General features: G+C 55.5%; 14 protein-coding genes. 10 read left to right on the top strand and 4 right to left on the bottom strand.

What is annotated here, in order from left to right:
- Positions 1-123: 123 nt before the first annotated feature.
- On the bottom strand, positions 124-2346 hold the full coding sequence (locus tag QT230_RS19415) for a primosomal protein N' (RefSeq protein ID WP_308323810.1): 2223 nt from the start codon (positions 2344-2346) through the stop codon (positions 124-126).
- 210 nt (positions 2347-2556) lie between these two features.
- On the opposite strand from QT230_RS19415, the gene rpmE reads away from it, so the two are divergent.
- Positions 2557-2772 carry a 50S ribosomal protein L31 gene (gene rpmE / locus QT230_RS19410; RefSeq protein ID WP_146875607.1) on the top strand — a complete coding sequence of 72 codons (216 nt, stop codon included), beginning with the start codon at positions 2557-2559 and terminating at the stop codon, positions 2770-2772.
- 343 nt (positions 2773-3115) lie between these two features.
- Positions 3116-4387, top strand: coding sequence for a malic enzyme-like NAD(P)-binding protein (locus tag QT230_RS19405; RefSeq protein ID WP_308323809.1), 1272 nt, complete (start codon positions 3116-3118; stop codon positions 4385-4387).
- 69 nt (positions 4388-4456) lie between these two features.
- On the opposite strand, the gene QT230_RS19400 is transcribed toward QT230_RS19405, so the two are convergent.
- Positions 4457-5275: an acyl-CoA thioesterase II gene (locus QT230_RS19400; protein WP_308323808.1), complete on the bottom strand. Its 819-nt coding sequence runs from the start codon at positions 5273-5275 to the stop codon at positions 4457-4459.
- Between the two features lie 112 nt (positions 5276-5387).
- Between QT230_RS19400 and tadA the strand changes: the two genes are divergently transcribed.
- The gene (gene tadA, locus QT230_RS19395) at positions 5388-5852 is read left to right on the top strand and encodes a tRNA adenosine(34) deaminase TadA (protein ID WP_308323807.1); all 465 of its coding nucleotides are present in this window, start codon (positions 5388-5390) and stop codon (positions 5850-5852) included.
- Between the two features lie 12 nt (positions 5853-5864).
- Here the strand turns inward: tadA and mltF are convergent, their stop codons facing one another.
- Complete coding sequence (mltF, locus tag QT230_RS19390) at positions 5865-7328, bottom strand: membrane-bound lytic murein transglycosylase MltF (protein ID WP_308323806.1); 1464 nt, start codon at positions 7326-7328, stop codon at positions 5865-5867.
- Between the two features lie 184 nt (positions 7329-7512).
- Between mltF and purL the strand changes: the two genes are divergently transcribed.
- Positions 7513-11475 carry a phosphoribosylformylglycinamidine synthase gene (gene purL, locus QT230_RS19385; protein ID WP_308323805.1) on the top strand — a complete coding sequence of 1321 codons (3963 nt, stop codon included), beginning with the start codon at positions 7513-7515 and terminating at the stop codon, positions 11473-11475.
- A 111-nt stretch (positions 11476-11586) separates the two neighbouring features.
- Here the strand turns inward: purL and QT230_RS19380 are convergent, their stop codons facing one another.
- Positions 11587-11826, bottom strand: coding sequence for a hypothetical protein (locus QT230_RS19380; RefSeq protein WP_308323804.1), 240 nt, complete (start codon positions 11824-11826; stop codon positions 11587-11589).
- Positions 11827-11964: 138 nt separating this feature from the next.
- Here QT230_RS19380 and QT230_RS19375 point away from each other — a divergent pair, with 138 nt between their 5' ends.
- From QT230_RS19375 to QT230_RS19350, 6 genes are all read left to right on the top strand, one after another.
- The gene (locus QT230_RS19375) at positions 11965-13731 is read left to right on the top strand and encodes a DEAD/DEAH box helicase (RefSeq protein WP_308323803.1); all 1767 of its coding nucleotides are present in this window, start codon (positions 11965-11967) and stop codon (positions 13729-13731) included.
- 99 nt (positions 13732-13830) lie between these two features.
- Positions 13831-14775: a ScpA family protein gene (locus QT230_RS19370; RefSeq protein WP_308323802.1), complete on the top strand. Its 945-nt coding sequence runs from the start codon at positions 13831-13833 to the stop codon at positions 14773-14775.
- Positions 14772-15626 (top strand): SMC-Scp complex subunit ScpB, encoded by an 855-nt coding sequence (gene scpB, locus QT230_RS19365; protein ID WP_308323801.1) that lies wholly within the window; start codon positions 14772-14774, stop codon positions 15624-15626. Before QT230_RS19370 ends, scpB begins: the two co-directional genes overlap by 4 nt.
- Positions 15619-16488, top strand: a complete 870-nt coding sequence (gene rluB, locus QT230_RS19360) for a 23S rRNA pseudouridine(2605) synthase RluB (RefSeq protein ID WP_308323800.1) — start codon at positions 15619-15621, stop codon at positions 16486-16488. The genes scpB and rluB overlap by 8 nt, the downstream gene beginning before the upstream one ends.
- A 1108-nt stretch (positions 16489-17596) precedes the next feature.
- Positions 17597-18370, top strand: a complete 774-nt coding sequence (locus QT230_RS19355) for an OmpA family protein (protein WP_308323799.1) — start codon at positions 17597-17599, stop codon at positions 18368-18370.
- A 275-nt stretch (positions 18371-18645) separates the two neighbouring features.
- The coding region (locus QT230_RS19350) for a BapA/Bap/LapF family large adhesin (protein ID WP_308323798.1) at positions 18646-24691 on the top strand (6046 nt) is incomplete at its 3' end.

The following is a 24691-nucleotide window of genomic DNA, read 5'->3' as shown; positions in this document are numbered from 1 at the left end:
GGGTGTCGTCGATGGCGGCGTGTGCTAACGCGCACCTGTCAATGTGTAAATAGGTGCGTCAGTAAAACGGCTATTATCAGCAATTGAGCCGCAGTTTCAAAGCCGTGTGATGATTGGCTCGTGCTATGAGAGCGTTTGTGGGTCGATATCTATCGACCAGCGTACCCTGCGTGCTTCGCGGTTGGCTTCAAGCCACTGCACCAGCCAGCTAACGGCGGGGTGTAATTGGCTGCGTTTATCGGCCGCTAGCATAACGTGTAAATGATAGCGATTTTGGCGGCGCTCCATCGGGGCGGGCACCGGCCCCAGGCAGCGGGTCGCCACGTGAGACTCTTTGAGCCACTGGCGAAGGGCCTGGGCGGCCTGCTGTGCCATGGCCAAGGCGGCCTCCTCTTTGGGGCTTTCTATGCGTAGCAGCGCCATAAAACAGAACGGGGGGAGCTGGGCGATGCGCCGCTCTTCGAGCATATTGCGCGCCAGTGCCCCGTAGCCATGCTCGGCCAACTGGCCCAGGTGAGGGTCGTCGGGGTGCAGGGTTTGCACCAGCACGCGGCCTGGGTGGGCGGCGCGACCAGCCCGGCCCGCCACTTGTTCAAGCAACTGGGCGCTATGTTCGAGAGCACGGAAATCAGCGGCGTAGAGGCCACCATCGGCATTGACCACCACGACCAGCGTGACATGGGGGAGGTGGTGACCTTTGGCAAGCATTTGAGTGCCGACCAACACGCAGGGCTCACCGCGTTGAATCTCTTTTAACACTTGCTCAAAGCTATCCTTGCGTCGGGTGCTGTCGCGGTCGATACGGTGGATGGTGGCCTTCGGAAACAGTGTCTGTAGTGTCTCTTCGGTGCGTTCTGTGCCGCTACCCAGGGCGCGCAGGTCGCCGCTGCCACACTCGGGACAGGCGTCCGGTAAGGCGCGGCGGCTATCGCAGTGGTGACAGGCCAGCAGCGGTGGCTGGCGGTGCAGCGTCATGCGCGCGTCACATTGGTTGCAATCGGCCATCCAGCCGCAGGCGTGGCAGGCAAGTGTCGGGGCAAAACCGCGGCGATTGATAAAAATCAGCACCTGCTTGCCAGCAGCGAGGGTACTTTTAATCGCCTTAATGGCACCGGGTAGCAAACCGCCCTGGCGGCGCTGATGGCGAAGATCGATCAGCTCTAGCTTGGCCGGTGGGTGGCGGCTGGGGCGCTGAGTGAGGCGAAGATGACGGTAAGCGCCAGCAAGCGCCTGATGCAGACTCTCCAGAGAAGGGGTGGCACTACCCATTAGCAGCGGAATTTTATGGTAGTGGGCACGTGCCACGGCTAAATCGCGGGCGTGGTAGCGGAGGCCGTCGTGCTGTTTGTAGGAGCCGTCGTGCTCCTCATCGACAATGATCGCACCGGGGTTGGCGAGTGGGGTAAAAATCGCCGATCGAGTGCCGATAATTATCAGCGCCCGGCCGCTGGCGGCGGCTTCCCATACGTCTAAGCGCTCGGGGTCAGTCAGGCCGGAATGCAGCGCCACCACGGGAACGCGAAAGCGGCTTCTAAAACGCGCAAGGGTTTGAGGGGTTAAGCCAATTTCCGGCACCAGTACCAGCGACTGCTTGCCTTTGGCGGCCACTGCTTCAATAAGCTGTAGGTAGACTTCCGTTTTACCACTTCCCGTGACGCCTTCCAGTAGGCAGGGGTGGTAGCTTGCGAGTTTTTCATGCAGTACGGCCAGCGCCGTCGCCTGTTCACGGTTAAGGGGCAGGGCGGGGCTGGCGAGTAAATTACCGCTTGGTGGGGTTGGGGCGGTAAGAAGGTGTTCCTGGCTGGAGGCGAGGCCTTTCTTCTCAAGTGTTAATAGCTGGTCGCGGGTAAAACCATGGGCGCTAACTGCGCGGCTGGGCAGGCCGTGGGGGTGTTGGCGTAGCAGCGCATAGAGTGCTGCCTGCTTGGGCGCTCGGCTGAGCGTCTCTTCTGCGTCTTCGCCTTTGGCCAGCCAGAGCGTTTGGGTACGCCCCGCCATCGGGTGACCCTGGCGCAGCCGTGCGGGCATGGCGTGGTGCAGTGTATCGCCCAGGCTGTGCTGGTAGTAGCGAGCGGCAAAGCGGCATAGCCATAGCCAATCTTGCGGCAGCGGGGCGTCATCCAGGGTTTCGCTAATCGCCCGTAGTTGGCTGAGCGGCAGATCGCTGCGGTCGGCCAATTCGACGACTACGCCGACAACTTCGCGCCGCCCAAAGGGCACCCGCACCCTTAGCCCTGACTGCCAGCCGCAAGCGGGTGTCGTGTGACAAGGCAAGTAGTCAAACAAGCGACGAAGCGGTGAAGGCAGCGCGACTTTAAGCACTTGCGTGAGCGCTTGAGTGGGCATGTGAGAAGCTCTCCGCGAAGAAACAGAATCAGACAATTGGCCTCCGACGTTAGTTTTGCTAGAATATGCGGCCGCTCTTAATCTCAACGACATATCTTAACGATATATCTTAAAGACAGGGCGGCTAACCGGTTAGTCGTTTTTTTCCAAACCCGTATGCGGTGCCTGGCACGAGATCAGGTGGCGGCATATAGCTTCGTGAGGCTCGAGATGAGACAAGGTATTCACCCGAATTACAACACGGTCACCGCCAGCTGTTCTTGCGGCGCTAATTTCCAGGTTGGTTCTACCTCTGGTCAGGACTTTTCCCTGGATGTGTGCTCCAACTGCCACCCGTTCTACACGGGTAAGCAGAAGCAAGCGACTACGGGTGGCCGCGTAGAGCGCTTCAACAAGCGTTTTGGCGCTGCTGTTAAGCGCGGCTAATCCACACACCGGATGGCCATATCGCAAGCAGCCTTAATCAAGTCAGGTTGTACTTGTGCAAAAACCCACGCTTCGGCGTGGGTTTTTTTGTTTTGGAGAGATGGGTTTGTGGAAAAAATTTCCATAAATTCTTCTCCACAGCAATAAATGAGCAATAAGTAAACCATTAGGGTTAAGTGGTTTTTGGGTAAATTCCAGTAAATATCAGCGAAAAGTTACGAATGTGAGGGTAAAATTCATTTAAACGAGCGTTTTGTTGTGGGGTGGCGGTGCGCTTGAGGCGCTATGCTTTTTTCTATATTCTGAAACAACTTATCTACTTTATGTAAACTGGATTCTGACCATGACGGATGCAAATAAGCAGGCTGCTTTGGATTATCACGCGAAACCGATTCCCGGTAAGCTTTCGGTGGAGTTGACCAAACCCACCGCGACTGCACGAGATTTGGCGCTGGCGTATAGTCCAGGCGTGGCTGAGCCAGTGCTTGAAATCGCCAGGGATGCGGAGAATGCTTACCGCTATACCGGCAAGGGTAATCTGGTGGCCGTTATTACCGACGGCAGCGCTATTCTTGGCTTAGGAAATTTGGGTCCACTGGCCAGTAAGCCGGTAATGGAAGGCAAAGGCGTGCTGTTCAAGTGCTTTGCAGGCATCAACTCCGTGGATATCGAAGTGGAGGCGGAGAGCCCGCAGGCGTTTATCGATACCGTCGTGCGGATTGCCGATACCTGGGGCGGTATCAATCTGGAAGATATCAAGGCGCCCGAGTGCTTTGAAATCGAAAAAGCACTGATTGAGCGCTGCAGCATCCCGGTCTTCCATGACGACCAGCATGGTACCGCGATCGTAACCGCTGCGGGTATGTTGAACGCGCTGGATATCGCCGGTAAAAATATTGCTGACGTCAAGATTGTCTGCATGGGCGCTGGCGCGGCGGCGATTGCCTGCATGCGCTTGTTAGTCTCTTGCGGCGCTAAAAAAGACAATTTGGTGATGCTGGATCGGCGTGGCGTGATTCACACGGACCGCGATGGCATTAATGAATATAAAGCTGAGTTCGCCCTCGATACAAAGATGCGTACCTTGGATGACGCTATCGATAACGCCGACGTGTTTATCGGTCTATCGGGTCCTGGCCTGCTTTCTGCTGAACAGGTCAAGAAAATGGCGCCCGATCCGGTGATTTTTGCCTGCACCAATCCGGATCCGGAAATTCATCCTGACGTTGCCCGCGAAGCGCGCCCGGATGTGATTATGGCGACCGGCCGTTCGGACTTCCCCAACCAGGTCAATAACGTGCTGGGTTTCCCGTTTATTTTCCGCGGCGCGTTGGACGTGCGTGCCACACGCATTAACGAAGAGATGAAGCTGGCCGCGGTGCATGCGCTGAAAGACTTGGCCCGCGAGCCGGTACCTCAGGAAGTGCTCGACGCCTACGAGCGCACCGAGATGAGCTTTGGGCGCGAGTACATTATTCCCACTCCTGTCGATATTCGCCTGTTGGCCCGGGTCACCTCGGCGGTTGCTCAAGCCGCGGTGGATTCTGGCGTAGCGCGTAAGCCATTCCCTGCGCACTACCCGCTGCAGTCAATTAACGACGTTTATGGCGGCTGAATCGCTGCGCCCAGGCTTATCCTTACGCCCGCTTCTTAGCGGGCGTAAGTGTTTTGAAAGGATTCCCTGTTAGTCTTGTGCATAGCGCGTTAGTCCCTCCTGAGCGGTAGAGGCCACCAAGCGGCCGTCGCGGCTGTAGATATGCCCCCGTGCCAGCCCGCGAGCGCCGCCTGCCCAGGGGGAGTCGATCACATAGAGCAGCCAGTTGTCCAATCGGCTGTCCTGATGTAGCCATAGGGAGTGATCAAGGCTGGCGATGCGCAGCTTGGGGTCGCGGTACTCAATGGCATGGGGAATCAGGCTGGTGGTCAGCAGGTTGAAGTCCGAGGCGTAAGAGAGCAGGTGGCGGTGCAGCGCCGGATTGTCCGGCAGCGTGCCTGAAAGTCGAAACCAAAGGCACTGACCTGCAGGCGTGCCGTGGTCGGGATTGCCGGTGAGATGCAAAAATTCGATTGGGTGGCCAGGAAAGCGGTCGTGTTTGGCGCCGCCACTCTCGATCAGGACTTCGGGTGTGGGCACCTCCGGCATCGCACGCTGATGGCTAAAGCTTGCCTCTTCGCGCTGGAACGACGCACTGCAGAAAAAGATCGGCCGTCCTTTTTGAATAGCGGTGACGCGCCGGGTAGTAAAACTGCCGCCATCGCGAATCGTATCCACCTGATAGACAACGGGGCGGTGCGGGTCGCCGGGGCGCAGAAAATAGCCGTGCTGAGAGTGCGGACGGCGCTCGTCGGGCACGGTGCGCGCTGCGGCTGCTAGCGCCTGCCCCAGCACCTGGCCGCCATAGAGCTGTGGTAAGCCCAGGTCCTGGCTTTGGCCACGAAATAGCGTCTCTTCCAGCGTTTCTAGTTCCAGTAACGCCACCAGTTTGTTTAGCGCGTCTGTCATTCTCGGTATCCTTGGTGCTGTCTCTATAGGATGCTGTCGATGAAGTGGGTTAACGGTGAGTCAGGTAAGCCATTCATACGAGCGTTTTGCTACCTTAGCGGAGTTTGCGTTTATGCGCAGCGATGAATATTACATGTACCGAGCGCTAGACCAAGCGCACCTAGCAGCCGCCGCAGGCGAAGTGCCTGTCGGCGCGGTAGTAGTTGATGCCCAGGGCGAAATTATTGGCGAGGGTTGCAACGCGGCAATTGCCAACTGCGATCCCAGCGGCCATGCGGAAATTCGCGCCCTGCGCGAGGCGGGCAAGCACCAGAGCAACTACCGTCTTGATGGCTGCACGCTGTTTGTCACCTTAGAGCCCTGCATGATGTGCTCAGGTGCGATGATACATGCACGCCTAGCTCGTTTGGTTTACGGTGCTGCCGAACCCCGCGCGGGCATGGTCGAGTCAAAGGCTAACTTATTAGCCCAGCCGTGGTTTAATCATCAACTAGCGGTGAGCGGCGGAGTGCTCGCTCCGGCTTCACAAAAACTGCTCAAACGTTTTTTTGCCGCTAAGCGAGACGCCGTTAATTAAGTGATGGCGCGTCTAGTTAAGCGGCGGTACAAGTTCGAACAGTAGTAGCGGATCCTCGTTAACAGATGTTTGTTCAAGCTGAAAATATTGCTGGCGGCTGCGTTCTACATACTCAATCATTTCGTAGTAGCGGCGGATATTACGTACATAGATCACCGGCTCGCCGCCTCGTGCATAACCGTAGCGCGTTTGGCTATGCCATTCGCGCTGCTGTAGCAGCGGCAAAGCGGCGCGCACATCGGCCCAGCGGTCAGGGTTACCTCCGCGCCTCTTTGCAATCTCGCGGGCGTCATAGAGGTGGCCCAGGCCCACGTTATAGGCGGCCATGGCCATAAACAGGCGATCATCGCCGGTAATGCTTTCCGGTAGGCGGTCTTTAATACTGCGCAGATAGCGGGCACCGCCATCAATGCTCTGGGCCGGGTCAGTACGGTCACTAATGCCCATTTCACTGGCTGTGGGGTTAGTCAGCATCATTAAGCCACGCACTCCTGTCGGCGAGACGGCGTCTGGATCCCAGTGGGACTCCTGGTAACCCACCGCCGCGAGCAGCTTCCAATCGAACCCCGTTTCCCGCGCGGACTGCTGGAACAGCTCTGTGTAGCGGGGCAAGCGCGCATCCAGGTGATCAAGAAAGGTGCGGGTGCCGACATATTCTAGATAATCGTCGTGTCCAAAGTAGCGGCTGACCAGCCGATCAAGCGTACCGCTCTCCTGCAGGTCCTGTAGAAAGCGGTTGGCCGCTTCAAGCAACCCTAGCCCGCGCCCGCTAGGCACCGCCCATGCCATGGAGAGCCGATCGCCAAGCGTAAAACCGCGCTCAACGTTGGGGAAAAATAGCCGGTTTAAGCGAAACTGATGTTCATAAATAACTGCGGCGTCTAGGGAGCCGTCCTCGACTCGTGCAAGCAGTTCAGCAACTTCCAGCTCATGGGACTCTTTCCAGCTCAGCGTGGGATACAGGCGCTGCAGATCGCGTAATGCTTCCCCTGTACCCGCTTGGCTGAGCGTGCCCAACTCCAGGCCGACAAGGTCGCTGGGCTGCTGAATGCCGTTCAGACCACGCCGATAAACCACCAGGGGCTGCATTTGAATAATGGGTCGAGTGTAGTGAATGCCAGGGGAGTCCGGTAGTAATGGCAGTGCCGCTGCGCCTAGGTCGCCGCTTTCGCGCACCGCAGGCAGCACGCTTTCGGGGTGGTGGCTGGCATTGAGATTAAGGCTCACTCCCAAGTAGTCGGCAAAACGGTGCATTAGCTCATACTCAAAGCCGGTGGGGCCTTGGCGCCCTTCGTAGTAGGTAGTGGGCGTATTACGGGTATGAACGGTAATAAAATCTTTTTCAGTGATCTGCGTTAGATGCCCGCCAGAAGGAACAGGCGATAGAGAGGGCACCATGACTAAAAGTGTAATGGCAAGGCACGCATAATATGCGCTGGCACGAGCTAGGAAGTGTCGGAAAATCAACGTCAGCATGGCGTCTTATGGGCATGAAACAAGCGGTCACGATACCCAGCCTGGGTCATGCTGTCACCTTGTCGATTTCGTGTAGAGGCAGGTTTCCAGTATCATAGTGGCTTTTCGGCATCATAAAAGCATGGTCGCACTGCGGCCTAGTGATTTCCCTGCTCGAATTTCCCTGCTCTAGAGGCTTCAGGATATGCTTGAACTGCGAGGCGCGCCCGCCCTTTCTGCCTTCCGTCATGCTCGGCTGTTAGCGGTGCTGCGTGAATGTGTTCCCGAGGTGGAAGCGCTGACTGCCCACTATGTTCATTTCATCGACGTTCACTCCCACGACCGCCACGAAGCACTGAATGATGCCGCTCGCGAGCGCCTGGTGCAGTTGCTTGACTATGTGCCGGACTATGGCACCCACTCGAGCGTAGAAGTTCCTGAGCGTGCCCAGCGCTTTTTGGTTGTACCGCGGTTAGGTACCCAGTCGCCTTGGTCATCCAAAGCCACCGATATCGCCCATAACTGTGATCTAGGCCAGATTAGTCGCATCGAACGCGGCATTGATTATCGTATCAGCTTCACCGCGATGCCGGATGAAGAGGGCCTGAAGGCGCTAACCGCACTGCTGCATGACCGTATGACCGAAACCGTGCTGGCAGATGCTTCAGACGCCGCTAAGCTGTTTGCTCAGCACGACCCGGCACCGCTGGGCAGTGTGGATATTCTGAAAGGCGGACGGGACGCTCTGGCGGCAGCCAATCAGGCGCTTGGGCTAGCGCTGGCAGAAGACGAAATTGATTATCTGGTAGATGCCTTCAACGAGCTGGGCCGTAACCCCAGCGACGTTGAGCTGATGATGTTTGCTCAAGCTAATTCCGAGCACTGTCGTCACAAAATCTTTAACGCCGACTGGGTGATCAACGGCGAGCCGCAAAACCACTCGCTGTTTAAGATGATCAAGAACACCTTCGCCTCATCGCCGGACAACGTGCTCTCGGCCTACAGCGACAACGCCGCCGTCATAAAAGGCAGCCAGGCCGGGCGCTTCTTTGCCACGCCGCTGACCGGCGGTGACGAAGAACGCGCGCTTTACGCCACCCATCAAGAGCCTATTCATATTCTGATGAAGGTGGAAACCCACAACCATCCGACGGCAATCGCACCTTTTCCGGGTGCTGCAACGGGTTCGGGCGGTGAGATTCGTGACGAGGGCGCCACTGGCATTGGCGGTAAACCCAAAGCCGGCCTTGCGGGTTTTACGGTTTCCAATCTGCGCATTCCTGAGTTTGTGCAGCCTTGGGAGGCATTGGATTACGGCAAGCCAGGACGCATGGAGTCGGCGCTTAACATCATGCTTGAGGGCCCCATTGGCGGCGCCGCGTTTAACAATGAGTTTGGTCGTCCCAACTTGACTGGCTATTTTCGTACCTACGAACAGGAGTCGCTCAACGACGGCGGCATTGAGCGGCGCGGCTATCACAAGCCGATTATGCTGGCCGGCGGTTATGGCAATATTCGCGCCCACCACGTTCAAAAGGGTGAGATCCCCGTCGGCGGCAAGCTGATTGTGATGGGGGGGCCGGCGATGCTGATTGGCCTGGGCGGCGGTGCTGCTTCCAGCATGGCGTCCGGTACCTCCAGCGCCGATTTGGATTTCGCCTCGGTGCAGCGGGAAAATCCTGAAATCGAACGACGGGCCCAGGAAGTGATTGACCGCTGCTGGGCGCTGGGGGATCACAACCCGATCCGCTTTATTCACGATGTGGGCGCGGGCGGATTATCCAACGCGCTGCCTGAACTGGTTAAAGATGGCAATCGCGGGGGGCGATTTGATCTACGCGCGGTGCCCAACGCTGAGCCGGGTATGAGTCCGCTGGAAATCTGGTGCAACGAAGCCCAGGAGCGCTATGTATTAGCTGTTGCTCCTGAGGACCTAGACACTTTCGATGCGCTATGTAAGCGTGAGCGCTGCCCCTATGCGGTGGTGGGTGAGGCGTTGGAGGCGCACCATCTCGAAGTGCGCGATGGTCACTTTGACAGCAAACCGGTCGATTTACCGATGAGCGTGCTGTTTGGTAAAGCACCTAAGATGCAGCGTGAGTTTGAGCGTCATGACCCCATGCTCTCAGGCATAATGCTCGATAATCTCGATTTGCGCGAAGCGTTGGATCGCGTTCTGCGCCTACCCACCGTGGCCTCCAAAAGCTTTTTGATCACTATTGGTGACCGCTCTATTACCGGCCAAGTGGCCCGTGACCAAATGGTTGGTCCTTGGCAGGTACCGGTGGCCGATGTAGCGGTCACTACGGCCAGCTTTGATACCCACGCTGGTGAGGCTATGGCGATGGGCGAGCGTCCGCCGGTGGCGTTGATTAACCCAGCCGCCAGCGCCCGTTTGGCGGTTGCCGAAGCGATTACCAACCTTGCGGCAGCGCCGATCGCCAAGCTGAGCGATATCAAGCTCTCCGCTAACTGGATGAGTGCTGCCGACCACCCAGGTGAAAATCAGGCGCTTTATGACGCCGTCTATGCAGTGGGCATGGAAATGTGCCCGGCGCTGGGCATTGCCATCCCGGTAGGCAAAGACTCAATGTCGATGCGCACGGCCTGGGTCGATGATAGCGAGCAAGGTGAAAGTGAAGACAAGAGCGTGACTTCGCCGCTATCGCTGGTCGTTACCGGCTTTGCTCCCGTCACCGATGCCTTGGCAACACTGACGCCGCAAATCAACCTAGAACAAGACGAATCGGACCTGATTTTGATCGATCTAGGCAGTGGTCAAAACCGTTTGGGTGGCTCCGCTCTGGTGCAAGTGTACGGCCAAGTGGGTAACGACTGCCCCGATGTAGACGACCCGGAAGATATTAAGGCGTTTTTCGAAGTCATCCAGGGGCTCAATCGCGACGGCAAGCTACTGGCCTACCACGACCGCAGCGACGGCGGGTTGATCGTCACGCTGTTGGAAATGGCCTTCGCCGCCCATGCAGGGCTCGAGATCAAGCTCGACTGGATGGTTGATGAACCGGTGGAAGCGTTGAACGCGCTGTTCTCCGAAGAGTTGGGGGCTGTCATTCAGGTCAACCGTCAGCACACAGAAGAGGTGCTGGCGCAGTTTGCCGTTGCCGGTATCGAAACCTGTGGCGTCATCGCTCGCCCACGTTATGACGACCAGGTTCGCGTAACGCTGTTTGAAGAGCCGCTGCTGGAAACGACTCGCCAGATTACCCAGCGTACCTGGGCAGAAACCAGCTATCGTATGCAGGCACTGCGCGATAACCCCGAGTGTGCCAAAAACGAATTCGATAATCTGCTTGATAGCCGTGATCCGGGGCTTTCCGCCACGCCGACGTTTGATATCAACGACGACATCAGCGCGCCGTTTGTGAATACCGCCAAGCCCGCCATGGCGGTGCTGCGCGAGCAGGGGGTTAACGGTCAAGTTGAGATGGCCTGGGCCTTTGATAAAGCCGGGTTTGACGCGGTGGATGTGCACATGAGCGACATTCTCGAAGGTCGCGTTTCGCTTGATGAGTTCAAAGGCCTAGTCGCCTGTGGCGGCTTCTCCTACGGTGACGTGCTGGGTGCAGGCGGTGGCTGGGCAAAATCGGTGCTATTTAATGAGCGCGCTCGCGAACAGTTTGCGGCATTCTTTGCCCGTGAAGACAGCTTTTCGCTGGGCGTGTGTAACGGCTGTCAAATGCTGTCGCAGCTGAAGTCGTTGATTCCTGGCGCTGAAAACTGGCCAGCCTTTGTGCGCAACGAGTCTGAGCAGTTTGAGGCGCGGGTCTCCATGGTGCGGGTTGAGAAAAGCCCCTCGATTCTGCTCGCCGGTATGGAAGGCTCAAAGCTACCCATTGCCGTTGCCCATGGCGAAGGACGGGCGGCATTCCGCGACAGCGCTCATCTGCGCAGCATGCAGTCGAGTAGCCAAATCGCGCTGCGTTACATCGATAACTACGGCCAGGCAACGACGCGCTATCCCGCTAATCCTAATGGCTCGCCTTCCGGCATTACTGGCCTAACCACGCCAGATGGCCGGGTAACTATTATGATGCCGCACCCAGAGCGTGTTGCCCGCGCGATTACCAATTCTTGGCGTCCGGCGGAGTGGACCGATGATGGCGCTTGGCTGCGCCTGTTCCGCAATGCCCGCGCATGGCTCAACTAATAGTCAGATAGGCAAATAGATAAATAGCCAGGTAGACAAAGAGCTCTATTGGTCTAGCGATCCTGTTCACAGGCACGGCGGCTTTTAGCCGCCGTATTCTATTAATGGCCTTTAAGAGTGCTGTTGTGGCGTCGCAAGAGAGGTTTCCTCAGTTGCCATCGCCGGTAGGCCAAGTTTGGCCTCTAATGTCTCGAGTTCGTGCCGATAGCGCTCTACGAGATATTCAAAGCGTCCAAAATCATGCCCGCAATCCATACAGAATACATGGGCTTGGTCACGCCGTGTGGCAGGTAGACGTTTTAAGCGGCTGTTGCAATTTGGGCATTCTGGGCTGAAATGGTTGGTGGTCATGGCAAGCCTCGTTATTAATTAGCGCTGAATAATCAGCGAGATTAAAGATGGTGATCAAACTGTCACTACTTAGATGCGACGAAAGTCTCAAAGTTCAATAGCGGGCTAATTAATTTGTCAGCACCTAACGCTTTACTAGTGCCCTCTTTTACGCCCCAGCTTCGCTCCTACCAGCGTGAAGCGGTAAAACGGGTGGTGGTGTATTTTCGTGCCTCTAGCGAGCCCGCATTGGTGGTGCTTCCCACTGGCAGCGGCAAATCTTTGGTGATTGCCGAGCTAGCGCGTTTGGCCCGGGGGCGGGTGCTGGTGCTGGCCCACGTGCGGGAATTGGTGGAGCAGAACCATGCTAAGTACCAGGCCTATGGTCTTAAAGCGGATATTTTTAGCGCCGGTTTAAAGCGCAAAGAGGCCAGTCGCCAAGTGGTGTTTGGCTCGGTACAGTCGGTGGTGCGCAATTTGGATAGTTTTAACGACGCTAACTTTACCCTGCTGGTGATCGATGAGAGCCATCGCGTATCGCTTAATGAGGACGCCAGCTACCGCCAGGTGATCGAGCACCTGCGCCAGCACAACCCGCAACTGAAAATACTCGGGCTCACCGCTACGCCCTACCGGTTGGGGCAGGGGTTTATTTATTATCGCCACCACCACGGCATGGTGCGCGGCAGCGAAGAGAGTTTCTTTCGCGACTGCGTGTTTGAACAGCCGCTGCGCCTGATGGTTAAGCAGGGCTATCTCGCCGCGCCCAAGCGTTTGGATATGGCCGTTGAAGGCTATGACTTCTCCGCGCTTAAGCCCGCTTCAAGCGGTCTGTTTCAAGAAGCAGAGCTAAATCGCGTAGTGGCGGGTAGTCGAGCTACGCCAGGTATCATTGGGCAAATCGTCGAACGTGCTCATGACCGCCAGGGCGTGATGATTTTTGCCGCCACTGTGGCGCATGCCGAAGAGATTGTCGGCTATTTGCCCGCTTCTCAGGCGGCGCTAATTACTGGCGCAACGCCATCTCAGCAGCGCATGGCACTAATTGATGCCTTTAAAGCGCGGGAGCTAAAATATTTGGTCAACGTGGCGGTGTTGACCACTGGCTTTGATGCGCCCCATGTGGATTTAATCGCAATTTTACGGCCCACCGAATCGGTGAGCCTCTACCAGCAAATGATCGGTAGAGGTCTGCGCTTATCGCCGGGTAAGAGCGACTGCCTGATTCTGGATTATGCCGGGAACCCTTGGGATATCTTCGCGCCGGAAGTTGGCGAGCCGAAGCCGGATAGCGACAGCGAGCCAGTGCAAGTGGAGTGCCCTGCCTGTGGCCACGCCAATCTCTACTGGGGCAAGCGCGATGGAAATGTCGTTATTGAACACTTTGGCCGCCGCTGTCAGGGGTTAATTGAGGATGATGAAGGAAAACGCGGTCAATGTGAGTTTAGGTTTCGTTTTAAAGTCTGCGATGAGTGCGGCGCAGAGAACGACATCGCTGCGCGTCGCTGCCATGGCTGTGAGAAACTGCTGGTGGATGCAGATGATAAGCTAAAGGATGCTTTAAAGCTGAAAGATGCCAAGGTGCTGCGGGTGAGCGGTATGCAGCTGGAAGCAACCACCAATGGGCGCGGCTTGCCGCGTTTAAAAGTCACCTACCACGACGAAGACGGCAGCCATCTTTCCGAATGGTTTGCGCTAGAAACCCCCGCGCAGCGTCGTGCCTTCGACGCCGCCTTTCTGCGCTATCACCTGCGCGCTCCAGGAGGTAAGTGGCAGCCGCTAAGCGCCGATGAAGTGGTCGCCGAGCAGCACCGCCTGCGACACCCTGATTTTGTCGTAGGCCGCAAAGTCGGGCGCCATTTTCAAATCCGTGACAAGCTGTTTGACTATGAAGGACGCTACCGTAAAGCGGTTGATGCGGGGTAATACACTTCTCTTTACTCTTTAATAGAGCCATGCGAATGCCACCGACTTTGCTAAACTGTTGCCTGTGCCGATTACCTTTTACCAAAAGAGCCGACCCGCGTGAGCGAGACGCCTAGCATTACTGTCGATCTAGAGAATCCTGATGCTGCGGCCACTGAGCCCGCAGAGAATCCGCTTGGGCGTCTGTTTAATGAGCCGATTACGCAACTGCCGGAAGATCTGTATATTCCACCGGAAGCACTGCGGGTTTTTTTAGAGACCTTTGAAGGCCCCTTGGATTTACTCCTCTATCTGATTCGCCGTCAGAATTTAGATATTCTGACCATCAATGTGGCCACCATCACCCACCAGTATATTGAGTACGTGGAGCTGATGAAGGCCATGGAGATTGAGCTAGCGGGTGAATATCTGCTGATGGCCGCCATGCTGGCTGAAATCAAGTCGCGCACGCTGCTACCCCGCCCGCCGAAGGCAGAGGGCGACGATGAAGAAGACCCCCGCGCTGAGCTTATCCGCCGCTTGCAGGAGTATGAGCGCCTTAAAGAGGCCGCAGAAACGCTGGATACATTGCCGCGTATGGGGCGTGACTGGTTTAGCGTGCAGGCTGGCTTGCCGCCGCTGGAGTCCCGGGTCATTCACCCTGAGGTTGAGCTGGATGAACTGCTCAGCGCACTTTCCGATATCCTCAAGCGTGCCGAATTAGTGCAGACCCACCAAATCAGTCGTGAGGTGCTGTCTACCCGCGAGCGTATGCTGAAAATCATGGAACAGCTCGGTCATAATGACGGCCACCACCACTACACTCCGTTTGAAGCGTTGTTTACCTTAGAAGAGGGCCGGGCTGGGGTGGTAGTGACTTTTATGGCGATTCTGGAGCTGGCTAAAGAAGCCATGATTGAAATTGTCCAGAACGCACCGCTCTCACCGATTCACGTGCGCGCACGCACGGCGCCGGATAGTGGAGAGCATGACGCAGAAGAGGACGCTTTTGATGACACTGCCTTTGGCGAAAGCGCGTTTGAATCTGATCAGGAGGCGCCATGAGTAAGGCTGCCACCGTTATCGATGACATTATTGAAGCCGCGCTCTTGGCCGCTGGCGAACCGCTCCCCCTTGAACGCTTGGAAACGCTTTTTCTGGAAGGTGAATGTCCGACGCGTAAAGAGTTTCGTGACGTTCTTGAGCGTTTGGAGGAGCGCCATTCGGGCGGGGCGCTGGAGCTATTAGAAACGGTCTCCGGTTACCAGTTGCGTATTCGCCCGCGCCTTTCTCAATGGGTGTCGCGGCTATGGGACGAGCGCCCCCAGCGCTATTCGCGGGCGCTGCTGGAAACACTGGCTCTGATTGCCTACCGTCAACCAGTCACCCGTGGCGATATTGAAGAGGTGCGCGGGGTTAGCGTGAGTAGCTCGATCATGCGTACCCTGGCGGAGCGCGGCTGGATTCGCGTGGTCGGACACCGAGATGTGCCGGGGCGCCCGGCGGTATACGCCACCACACGCAGCTTTCTGGATGATTTTGGCTTAAAAACGCTCGATGCGCTGCCACCCATGCATACTTTGGCAAGTTGGGACGAAAGCGAAATACCCGAAGAAGAGAGCGGGGTAATGAGTGCCGCTAACACTCATACACAAAGCGAACCTAATCCTGAGAGCGATACTAACGCAGCCAAAGAAGGGCTAGACGAAACGGCTAAAACCGTGCAGGATGCGCCACCCCAGAAAGATGAGATAACCTCGGCTGAAATAGCCGATACGCACGCCGAGACGGCGTTAACCCAGCCGCTGAGCTTTGCTGATTTACAGGCACGGCTCGCGGCACGTGCGCAGCGCGCAAACGACGATGAGCGCGAGCGCACGCAGACTACCGATGTGAGGTCAGACGACCATGAATGAAAGTAAAAACAGCACGCCGCCTGCCAGCGAAAAGCTGCAAAAGGTTTTGGCTCGTGCAGGCCTGGGTTCGCGGCGTGAGATGGAGGCGGCGATTTCCGATGGTCGCGTTAAAGTGAACAGCCAAGTGGCTAAGCTGGGCGACCGCGTTGAAGCGCGGGATAAGGTCAGTTTTGATGATCGCCCGGTGGCGCTGCGTCCGGAAGAGGAGGCGCCGCGCCGGGTGATTATGTACAACAAGCCGGAAGGTGAGCTGTGTACCCGTAAAGATCCGGAAGGCCGCCGCACCGTATTTGAACGCCTGCCACGCCTTAAAGGCGAGCGCTGGATCGCGATTGGCCGCCTGGATATCAATACCAGTGGTTTGCTGCTGTTCACCACCGACGGCGAATTGGCCAACCGTTTGATGCACCCCTCGACTCAGGTAGAGCGCGAGTACGCGGTGCGCGTCATGGGTGAGGTAAAGCGTGAACACATCCTTGCGATGGTCGATGGCGTCATGCTGGAAGATGGCCCGGCGCGCTTTACTGACATTCAAGAGTTCGGCGGCGAGGGTATCAATACTTGGTTCCATGTAGTGATTCTAGAAGGGCGTAACCGCGAAGTGCGTCGTCTTTGGGAATCTCAAGCACTTACGGTTAGCCGTTTGAAGCGCGTGCGTTATGGCAACATCTTCCTCGATAAGCGCGCTAAAGCAGGCGAATGGGTTGAGCTTACCCAGGATGAAGTGGATGATTTAGCCACGCTGGCTAATTTAGAAACCCGCAAGGTCCCCGCGTTAACGCCAGACGAGAAGAATCGCTGGAACCGCGATAAGCACAAGCGTAAGCCGGTGCAGGCAATGCGCAAGCCAAAAAGCAATTAAGGATTTTCTAGCTTTCAAGGCTTTGGGTTCGTTGCTGACGACGATTAGTTCCGCCTGAGGCCATTTAACCCTCGCTCTTTATCCGTAAATTCAATAGCTTTGGGCGATGTAAAATCCTGACCTGTTCAAAGCACAGCAAAGGCAGCTAATTTCAATGCTGCCTTTTTTTCAATAATGATTACTTCCCCATGACGTCTACTTCATCAACCATGCTCTACATGGCTGGAAGCATTCGGCTTTGCTAATGGTCGGCTGAGTTAGCTTCCATGGACGGAAGGTAAGTGAGTTGGTGCTGGTTAGTGGGCTGATAGCGGTGTATCTGTGCCAGGAAAAAGCTACGCGCAACCTTTAGCTTTTTTAAGATATTTCCAGGCAATGATGCGCAGGAATGCAATGCCTCGCTCTATTTACACCTAAGTATATTGTTCTTTAATGTTAATTTTTGTTTGTTTTGTTTTGTTAATAAAAGTTAGTAGTGTATTTATATGTGTCTTTTCTTATAGCTTTATTGTTGTTTTTGTATAATTAAGAAGTGTTAATTTTATTTACGGAAATTTAAAAGCATTCAATATATAAAGCTCTGTAATCTGCAGAAAGCGCTAAAAAATAGATGAATGACTGATTTTTAATAGAAATAAAAATTTCTAGAAGATAAACACATCAGTAAAGCTCTGCTTTTTATAAGCAGGCTAATTAAAAAGACACAATAATAACGCTACGTATTGTTGCTTCTTATCGACAGTGTGTACAAGGTTTGTCATGTTTTTTTGAGAGATTTGTTACATAAAGAAACGGTCTCGTCCTGTGAGTGTCTTCCGGGTTTCTTTGCGACTTGTATAAATTACGCTACAGAGTATTCTTAGATAAATAAGCAGCTAAGATGATAAAAACTAGTTTTATTGCTAATAATTATACTCACAGAAAACAAACTCTTGGCCTGAATCCAATAGCTAGCTCACATGCTGTTAGTTGAATCTCCTAAGCTGTAAAAATGCTGCGAGCATTGCTTGAAGGTCAGGTTCTTAGAGTAGATAAATCAATGCTGTCAGTAAGGCCTGTCGTGGTGCAGGTTTGAGCGGGTAGCGTTTAATGTGCTAAGGGGCAGAACATGGGAATGGGAACTAGGACAATAGCGCTTGTCTCAATGATTGGGGTGCTTTCCTCAACTGTTGGTCTGGCAAAAGCTCAAGAGTTTTCAGACGTGAGCGCTGATTTCACTACGCTCAACGAAAGCTTTATACGTGATGGCACATTTATACCTGTGCCCGACGTCCGAAATGTTGAGCAAGGACAAAACTTAAGCAAAGAGGAGACTCAGGGCATTCTCGGTAGCCCTAATGAAGCGGGGTCAACCTTTGAAGATAATAACTGGCTGTATAACATAAATTTACCCTTATCCGAGTCTGACTATTTGGTTTGTCAGTACCGCGTATCCTTTCAGCAAAACGTTGTTGTGAACACTGATTGGCGACGCCCGCAGTGTGAGCAAAGATATAGGGAGCTTTCCGAGCCCCAAGAATACACCCTTTCTGCTGACCTTCTTTTTGGCTTTGACAGTGCATCAATATCGGCTGAAGGGAACGAAGCCATTCGTCAAATCGCAAATGAAATCCGTGAATATTTTGAAGACCCTTCAATCACTATCTTAGGTTACACGGATCGCATAGGTTCTCAAGACTACAACATGCAGCTTTCTGAGCGTAGGGCAGAGGCTGTAGCGACTTCTTTGATTAACAGTGGGGCAGATCCTCGCTGGATTGAATATGAAGGCCGGGGGTCTAGCGATCCAGTTGTTGGTTGCGAAGGCGCTGTGGGCAATGAGCTCATATCATGTTTATCCCCTAATCGCCGAGTTTATATATCACTCTATGAGCAGCGCTAACGGTACCCAATAAGTGGTTGCACAATTCGTGTAATCACTTTTTTGCGTATGGGGCTTAATGACAGTTTGTGTGCTGTCAATTTATTCAGTAAAGACGTCGAGTGGTTTGCTTCTTGAAGTGCCACTCCTGATTGTTTTCGCTTAGTGCGGCTAACGCTGGTTGCTAGAACATCACTTTGTTAGTGGGGCGTTGTTGCCATCAATAAAGTTGTGTCAGAGGTAGGGCTCAGGGGCTGTGCGTGAATGCAATAACTCTGAAACGGAACGGGTGAACTATGAATAACGAAATGATTGCCATCACTAACAAAGCTGATGGAAACGTGGCAGAGCAGTCGTGGGGAGAGGCAATTAGCCTTCAGTCTCCGAGTACCGTAAAACTGCCAGTCGGGCCTGAGGAAATAGAGTCTTTCAGTCAGTCAGGCATGGACTTGATTATTGCTCTTAAGTCAGGTGAGCAGATCGTTATTGCTGACTTTTTCGTTGAGGTTGAGGGAGCGCGCAGCGAGATTATATTAGAGGACGCTAATGGCGTTCTTTGGCTTGGTCAATATGAATCCCCGTGGGATGGCTTCGCATTCGCTGAAGTGAACGAAGCGACCCTAGCGCCCGTGGCTGGAGTTCCCCCTTGGGTGTTTGCACTTGGGGCGCTTGGCGCTTTAGGTGCGGCGGTAGCTGCGTTTGATTCGTCTTCATCCTCTTCGGCGGCTCCTGTTGATCCAGACGATGGAGATGCAGACGCCGATGCAGACGCCGATGCTGATGCGGACGCAGACGCAGACGCCGACGCTGATGCAGACGCCGACGCCGACGCCGATGCTGATGCAGACGCTGATGCTGATGCGGACGCAGATGCTGATGCAGACGCCGATGCGGATGCGGACGCAGATGCTGATGCTGATGCGGACGCCGATGCGGACGCCGATGCGGACGCAGATGCAGACGCAGATGCGGATGCAGATGCGGATGCCGATGCGGACGCCGATGCAGACGCTGACGCCGATGCGGACGCAGATGCTGATGCAGACGCAGATGCGGACGCTGATGCAGACGCTGATGCCGATGCCGATGCCGATGCTGATGCTGATGCAGACGCCGATGCTGATGCGGACGCTGATGCAGATGCGGATGCGGACGCAGATGCTGATGCAGACGCCGATGCGGATGCGGACGCAGACGCTGATGCTGATGCAGACGCCGATGCGGATGCAGATGCAGACGCCGATGCGGATGCGGATGCGGACGCAGATGCTGATGCCGATGCGGACGCTGATGCGGATGCAGACGCTGATGCTGATGCGGACGCAGACGCAGACGCAGATGCCGATGCTGATGCGGACGCAGACGCTGATGCGGACGCAGATGCTGATGCAGACGCCGATGCGGATGCGGACGCAGATGCTGATGCCGATGCGGACGCAGATGCGGATGCAGACGCTGATGCTGATGCAGACGCTGATGCTGATGCTGATGCTGATGCTGATGCAGACGCTGATGCAGACGCTGATGCCGATGCCGATGCCGATGCGGACGCTGATGCAGATGCGGATGCGGACGCTGATGCGGATGCAGACGCTGATGCCGATGCCGATGCCGATGCAGACGCTGATGCTGATGCTGATGCAGATGCTGATGCAGACGCCGATGCGGACGCTGATGCAGACGCTGATGCGGATGCAGACGCCGATGCGGACGCAGATGCCGATGCGGATGCAGACGCCGATGCAGACGCCGATGCTGATGCAGACGCTGATGCTGATGCTGATGCTGATGCTGATGCTGATGCTGATGCTGATGCGGACGCCGATGCAGACGCCGATGCGGATGCGGACGCTGATGCGGATGCAGACGCAGACGCTGATGCCGATGCAGATGCAGATGCTGATGCTGATGCTGATGCTGATGCTGATGCTGATGCGGACGCCGATGCAGACGCCGATGCGGATGCGGACGCAGATGCTGATGCAGACGCCGATGCGGACGCTGATGCGGACGCTGATGCAGACGCTGATGCGGATGCAGACGCCGATGCGGACGCAGATGCTGATGCGGATGCAGACGCCGATGCAGACGCCGATGCAGACGCCGATGCTGATGCTGATGCAGACGCCGATGCTGATGCGGACGCTGATGCTGATGCTGATGCTGATGCGGACGCCGATGCCGATGCTGATGCTGATGCTGATGCGGACGCTGATGCAGACGCCGATGCGGACGCTGATGCAGACGCCGATGCGGATGCTGACGCTGATGCTGACGCTGATGCCGATGCGGACGCCGATGCAGACGCTGATGCGGACGCCGATGCCGATGCAGACGCTGATGCGGACGCCGATGCCGATGCAGACGCTGATGCGGACGCTGACGCCGATGCTGACGCAGATGCGGATGCAGATGCGGATGCAGATGCGGATGCGGATGCTGACGTTGTTGCCTTAGATGACTTGGCTACTGCCGAAGTTGGTATTACCCCTGTCTCTGAAAGCCGCTCGGATTCCGGCACCGACAACGTGCTGGTTAATCTTGGCCAAGTGACGAACACCTACGAGTTCGAAGTTACCCAGGGAACGGAAAGCGACGTTAGTTTTACCGCTGATGTGGGTGGGCTGTTGTCGGCACTGGAGAACGCTTACGTTGATCTGGAGGTCTTCGAGAACGGAGAGTGGGTATCTCTGGCGAATTCATCCAGCAACGGTCTACTCGATTTGCTCGGTATTTTCGGTGAGAACGCCCAGGTTGAGGCCAGCGGCTTGGAGGCTGGTGACTACCGTGTGATCTATGGTGGGGGCGGTTTGCTAGGGGTGGCGACGAGTGTCAATTGGTCCGTAGAGCTCACCGATAACAGCTTGATTGATTTCGAAGGCGTCCCAGGCGCCCCGATCACTGGCAACGTGATCACCGATCCGAGCTTTGTTGGAGGTGAACAGGATCAGTTGGGGGTGGATGACCTTGCCGAGGTGCACATCCAGATGGATGGTGAGTTTGTCGAGGCTGGTGATGGAACGGTGGTTGACGGCGAGTATGGTACGTTGACCATTGATGCCGACGGTAATTACTCCTACGCGCCCAATGGCAATGTCGATAACATTGGCCAGGTTGAAACCTTCGAGTACCAGTTGGTGCACCCTGATGGTTCCACCGATACGGCGAATCTGTATATCCGTATCGATAGTGAAGATGCCGAACTGGTCTGGGACGATAACAACCCTTCTGCTCCGGCGGTCGCGGTAATGGCGAACGACGATCAAGGGGAAGCGCAGATAGAAGTCGTCAATGTGGTGACCACCGAAGAAGTATCGGAGGCGATTCAATATACCTCTGTACTACTCTTTGGTGGTTCGGGAGCTTACGACTTCTCCATCGCTGAGAATACCGAGTCGGATGTCACCATTGATGTCAGTTCCTCTGGCTTGGCGAATCTGCTCACCTCCCTGAATTTCTCTCTGTCACAATTGATCGATGGCGAGTGGGTTGAAATCGCGGATGGCAGTGATGGCGGGCTGATTGACATCATTGGCATCGGTTCAGACGCCATTCAAGCAATGGTCGAGGGGCTGGTAGCGGGTGATTACCGCCTGGAGATCAGCAACTCGGGACTTGGCTTAGTCACGAACATCACTGCAGATGTAAGTTTTGAGACCACGGATCTGACGGAGGAAACCGCAGGTGAGGTGTTCGAAACCACAGGTAATGTTATCGCCGATGACACTCTCGGTTCCGAGCAGACCACGCTGAGCGTGATGAACGAGGATGGCGAGTTCGTTATACCAGGTCATGGCGGTATGGTCATCGAAGGTGAGTATGGTGTGTTGACCATCATGGCTAACGGCGACTACAGCTATGTGCCGAATGCTGATATGGCGAATATCGGTGAAATGGAGGCCTTCACCTACCAACTGACTCATCCGAATGGTGATACGTCGACTGCCACACTTTCTATCGAAATTGAGAGCGCAGATCTTGATGATGCCGATGCAGATGCAGATGCAGATGCAGATGCAGATGCCGACGCAGATACAGACGCCGACGCCGATAACGACGACTTACTTACACCTTCAGACTCCCTGTCTAAGGCGCTAGTCGATAGCCTTGATAAAACGTTGGGGGTAGGCGGGGCACTTATTGGAGCTGTCGCTACGACAGACGGTCTCGATAGCCAGCTTAGTGATGCCTTATCGCCTCTGCTGGGTACTAACTTCTCGCCAGATGACCCCAACGGCCTGGATGAGTTTGATAGCCTGCTTCAGGGCGTGGCTGGCAACGTGGGGGATTTGCTAGATCCTGTGCTTGGGCCATTGCTTGGTGAGGGGCTGGCAGAGACCATCTTCAATGAGCTTGGCCTGCAAGTAGACTATGCCACAGATGCCATTGTTAACTTGCTTAACGATGGTTTCCTAGGTGGGGTGCTAGCTGGTCTAGGGTTAGGCGACACCCTTAATGACTTGCTTGATGAAGGCGGCCATCTTGATGAGCTGTTAGGAACGCTTTTGGGCGACGATAGCCTTGTTGGCGGGCTGTTAGCAGAAGAAGGGTTAATTGGCGGGCTGCTAGCCGAGCACGGCATTATCGGTAGCATGCTGGCTGATAATGGTGCCTTGGCTCTACTGCTGGGCGATGAGGGTCTATTAGGTGGCTTGCTCAATGACGGCGGAATCCTCAGTGAGTTACTAGGCAGCCTATTGGAAGATGAAAGTTTACTGGGACAACTGCTTGGCGGCCTACTGGGAGAAGATGATGACCTCTTGGGTGGCCTGCTAGGTGGCAATGGTTCACTGAATGGCTTGTTGCTGGATGAAGATGGCCTACTAGCGGCGTTGATTGGCTCGCAAGGTATCCTGGGTGGTCTGTTCGACGCGGGCGAAGAACTCATTGTAGGACTCTTGTCTGATCTAGCGAATGGGTTAGGGCTGGACCTTGGAGACCTCATCGATGCAGAACTGCTTGCTCAATTAATCGGTGCTGATGGCACTGTTAATGAGCTGATGGACTCTCTGGTCGGTCCTGAGGGGCTTTTGACTGAGTTGCTTGGTCAGGAAGGGATTGCGGGTAATTTGCTCGAAGGTCTGCTGAATGAGGATGGCCCATTAGCTGACGTTGTTAATCAACTCGTTGGTGAGAATGGCCTCTTGACTGAAGTGCTGGCTGGCCTGCCTGCAGAGCAACTTGAAAGCTTGCTGGACGGTTTGCTCGGCGAAGATGGCTTGGTTGGTGGCTTATTGGTGGGGCTAATTGGCCAGGATGGCTTGCTTACGGGTCTCTTGGGCGGCGAGCTTGCGGATGGCCTCCTAGGTGGCGTGCTTGACGGCAACCTGTTGGAAGGCTTGCTTGGCGACGATGGTCTGATTACAGGGCTGCTCGATACCTTGCTGGGCGACGGCGGCCTACTAAGCGGCCTCTCCGATAGTGACCTACTGGATAGCCTGTTGGGTGAGAATGGAGCCATTACCCAACTGGTTGAGTCACTACTAGGTACTGGCCTAGAGGGTGGCTTGCTAGAGGGACTACTTGACGGCGGCTTGTTAGAGGGCGATCTGCTCGACAGCCTACTGGGTCCCGACGGCACCGTTGGGAAGCTGCTTGGTGGCTCACTGCTAGGACTCACCGGTGTTATTGCTGATGTATTAGCAGCCAAATGGAACCTGGAAAACACGGTCATCGAAGGCTTGCTTGGCGAAGGTAACTTTGCTTCTGAGCTGCTCGGAGGGCTGCTGGGCGAGACTGGCCTATTGGATCAAGTGCTGCGTGGCAACCTAAGCCCCGAAGGGCTGCTTGACCAACTGCTGGGTGACGATGGCCTCCTGAGTGGCGTGCTCGATACGCTACTTGGTGACAATGGCGTACTCAATGGGCTACTGGAAGGTGGTCTCCTGGAGGGTGGCCTCACCGGCGATAACATCCTAGACGGTATTCTCGGTGAAGGCGGCCTGGTCAATGAAGTGCTGGATGCCTTAGTCGGCGAAAACGGTCTACTTGGTAGCCTCGTAGGCGGCGAGTTTGCGGATGGCCTACTAGGTGGCGTGCTTGACGGCAACCTGTTGGAAGGCTTGCTTGGCGAAGACGGCCTGATCGGCGGCTTGCTCGATACCTTGTTGGGTGAGAGCGGTCTGCTGAGTGGCCTGACCGAAGGCGACCTGCTGGGTGAGAACGGTCTGATTGGCGGTCTGTTGGATACCTTGGTTGGCCCGAACGGTCTCCTCGGTGGTCTGCTGGGCGATACGCCACTCGAAGGTGATCTGGTCACCGGCCTGCTTGACGGCCTACTGGGCGAAAACGGCCTGGTCGGCGGTCTGCTAGGCGGACTGGATCTCGCCGAGGGTGATCTGC

This window comes from Halomonas sp. SpR8 (assembly GCF_031010195.1).
Lineage (GTDB): Bacteria > Pseudomonadota > Gammaproteobacteria > Pseudomonadales > Halomonadaceae > Vreelandella.
The sequence above is the reverse complement of the archived record's forward strand: the minus strand, read 5'-3'. Positions and strand labels throughout refer to the sequence as shown.

What these genes read in the sequence shown, in the direction of transcription:
- rluB (WP_308323800.1), top strand. Translation starts at nt 15,619, where the DNA reads ATGAATGAAAGTAAAAACAGCACGCCGCCTGCCAGCGAAAAGCTGCAA.
- purL (WP_308323805.1), top strand. Translation starts at nt 7,513, where the DNA reads ATGCTTGAACTGCGAGGCGCGCCCGCCCTTTCTGCCTTCCGTCATGCT.
- QT230_RS19355 (WP_308323799.1), top strand. Translation starts at nt 17,597, where the DNA reads ATGGGAATGGGAACTAGGACAATAGCGCTTGTCTCAATGATTGGGGTG.
- QT230_RS19405 (WP_308323809.1), top strand. Translation starts at nt 3,116, where the DNA reads ATGACGGATGCAAATAAGCAGGCTGCTTTGGATTATCACGCGAAACCG.
- QT230_RS19415 (WP_308323810.1), bottom strand. Translation starts at nt 2,346, where the DNA reads ATGCCCACTCAAGCGCTCACGCAAGTGCTTAAAGTCGCGCTGCCTTCA.
- tadA (WP_308323807.1), top strand. Translation starts at nt 5,388, where the DNA reads ATGCGCAGCGATGAATATTACATGTACCGAGCGCTAGACCAAGCGCAC.
- scpB (WP_308323801.1), top strand. Translation starts at nt 14,772, where the DNA reads ATGAGTAAGGCTGCCACCGTTATCGATGACATTATTGAAGCCGCGCTC.
- rpmE (WP_146875607.1), top strand. Translation starts at nt 2,557, where the DNA reads ATGAGACAAGGTATTCACCCGAATTACAACACGGTCACCGCCAGCTGT.
- mltF (WP_308323806.1), bottom strand. Translation starts at nt 7,328, where the DNA reads ATGCTGACGTTGATTTTCCGACACTTCCTAGCTCGTGCCAGCGCATAT.
- QT230_RS19400 (WP_308323808.1), bottom strand. Translation starts at nt 5,275, where the DNA reads ATGACAGACGCGCTAAACAAACTGGTGGCGTTACTGGAACTAGAAACG.
- QT230_RS19380 (WP_308323804.1), bottom strand. Translation starts at nt 11,826, where the DNA reads ATGACCACCAACCATTTCAGCCCAGAATGCCCAAATTGCAACAGCCGC.